We start from the raw sequence: 2,093 nt of genomic DNA, 5'->3' as shown, positions 1-2,093 counted from the left end.
GGACTACACCAACCGCGGACGCATCATCACCCCGCTCAAGGACCGGTTCGGCGCGGAGATCCGCACCCACTACCCGCTCGAGGTCGAGCTGGAGATCGAGCTGATCCGGCAGGAGGCGGCGCTGGCCGCGGCGGTGCCGGACCACCTGGTCGAGACGCTCGCCCGCTACGCCCGCGCGGTGCGGGAGTCGCCGGCCGTGGATCAGCGCTCGGGTGTGTCCGCCCGGTTCGCGATCGCCGCCGCCGAGACCGTGGCGGCGTCCGCGCTGCGCCGCTCGGGGCTGCGCAACGAGCGTGAGGCGGTCGCACGCATCTGCGACACCGTCTCGGTCACCTCGACGCTGCGCGGCAAGGTCGAGTTCGACAGCGGCGAGGAGGGCCGGGAGACCGAGGTGCTCGGCCACCTGCTGCGGGTCGCCACCGCCGAGACGTTCCGGGCCCGCCTGGCGGGGCTGGACCTCTCCGGCTTCACCGACCTGGTCGCCGAGGGCGCGATCATCGAGACCGGTGACCTGGTCTCGGCCGAGGAGCTGCTCGGTCAGATCGGCACCGTGCCGGGCCTGGCCAAGGTGCTCGACCGGCTCGGGCTCGGCGACGCGCCCACCCCGGGGCAGGCGGCGGCCGGTGTCGAGTTCGTCCTCGAGGGGCTGCACCTCACCCGCCGGCTGGCCAAGGAGCTGACCGACGACGGCCGGACCCTCTACGGGAGCTAGATCTGATGAGTGGGAACCGATTCCGGTACGGGGCGTGGCGGGACGGGCCCGATCCGCTCGCCCCGCCGTACGACGTGCGCGCGGCCGTGGACGAGGTCGGCGAGCGGGTGCTCGAGGGGGAGAGCCTGCGCGACGCGCTGCGTGACCTGCTGCGCCGCGGCCCCCGCGAGGGCCGCGGCCTGGACGACCTCTACGCACGGGCGCGGCGGATGCGGCGGGACGCCCTGCGGCGCGGCAACCTGGACGGCGCGGTCACCCGTGCGCAGCAGCTCCTCGACCAGGCCCTCGCGGCGGAACGCGACGAGCTGCGCGGACGCGACGACGACAACGCCCGCTTCCAGGAGGCGGTGCTCGACAACCTGCCGAGCTCGACCGCCCAGGCCGTGCAGGAGCTGTCGGACTACGACTGGGCCAGCGACGAGGCCCGGGCGACGTACCAGCAGATCCTCGACGGGCTGCGGCGCGAGGTGGTGGAGCAGCGGTTCGCCGGGATGAAGCGGGCGCTGCAGGGCAACGACCCGGCCGCCGACGCCCGGATCTCCGAGATGCTGACCGACCTCAACGACCTGCTCGCCCGGCACGCCCGCGGTGAGGACACCGAGGACGCGTTCCAGCAGTTCATGGACAAGCACGGCGAGTTCTTCCCGGAGAACCCGCGGAACATCGACGAGCTGATCGACTCCCTCGCCCGGCGGGCCGCGGCGGCCGAGCGGTTGATGCGCTCGCTCACCCCGCAACAGCGGGAGGAGCTGGCGGCGCTGATGGACCAGGCGCTCGGTGACGGCCCGCTGCGCGGTCAGCTCGCCGAGCTGACCGGCAACCTGCAGGCGCTGCGGCCGGGCCTCAACTGGGGGCGCGGCGAGCGGATGCGCGGCAGCGAGGATCTGGGGTACGGGGACGCGACCGCGGCCCTGAGCGAGCTCGCCGACCTGGACGACCTGATGCAGCAGCTCGGCCAGGAGCATCCCGGAGCCACCCTGGACGACATCGACGTGCAGGCGGTGGAGCGCCAGCTCGGCCGGTCCGCGGCCGACGACGTGCGCCGGCTGCGCGAGCTGGAGAAGGAGCTGCGCCGGCAGGGCTGGGTGACGCGCGACGGCGAGGGCCTGACGCTGTCGGCCAAGGCGTTGCGGCGGCTCGGGCGCACCGCGCTGGCCCAGGTCTTCGCCGACCTGTCCGGCAAGAAGCGCGGGGAGCACGACCTGCGCGACGCCGGGGCGGCCGGCGACCTGACCGGGTCGTCGCGGCGCTGGATGTTCGGCGACGAGCAGCCGCTCGACGTGGTCCGCACAATCGGCAACGCGGTGCGCCGCCGAGCCGTTAGCGGCACAGCCCCGAAGGGGCTCGGGTTCTCCGCCCTTGGCGGAGCCTCAGCGGCCGG

The 2,093-nt window shown here is 74.2% G+C and carries 1 protein-coding gene and 1 pseudogene; both read left to right on the top strand.

All coding sequences use genetic code 11. The features are described from left to right. Nucleotides 1-712: pseudogene (locus tag AB0M20_RS40065) on the top strand (magnesium chelatase); the annotation flags it as partial. Between the two features lie 5 nt (nucleotides 713-717). After that, nucleotides 718-2,093, top strand: a 1,376-nt coding sequence (locus AB0M20_RS40060) for a hypothetical protein (RefSeq protein WP_364306371.1), incomplete at its 3' end; no start/stop codon positions are given.

This window comes from Actinoplanes sp. NPDC051633 (assembly GCF_040681735.1).
Taxonomy (GTDB): domain Bacteria; phylum Actinomycetota; class Actinomycetes; order Mycobacteriales; family Micromonosporaceae; genus Actinoplanes.
This window is presented reverse-complemented; position numbering and strand designations above follow the sequence as displayed.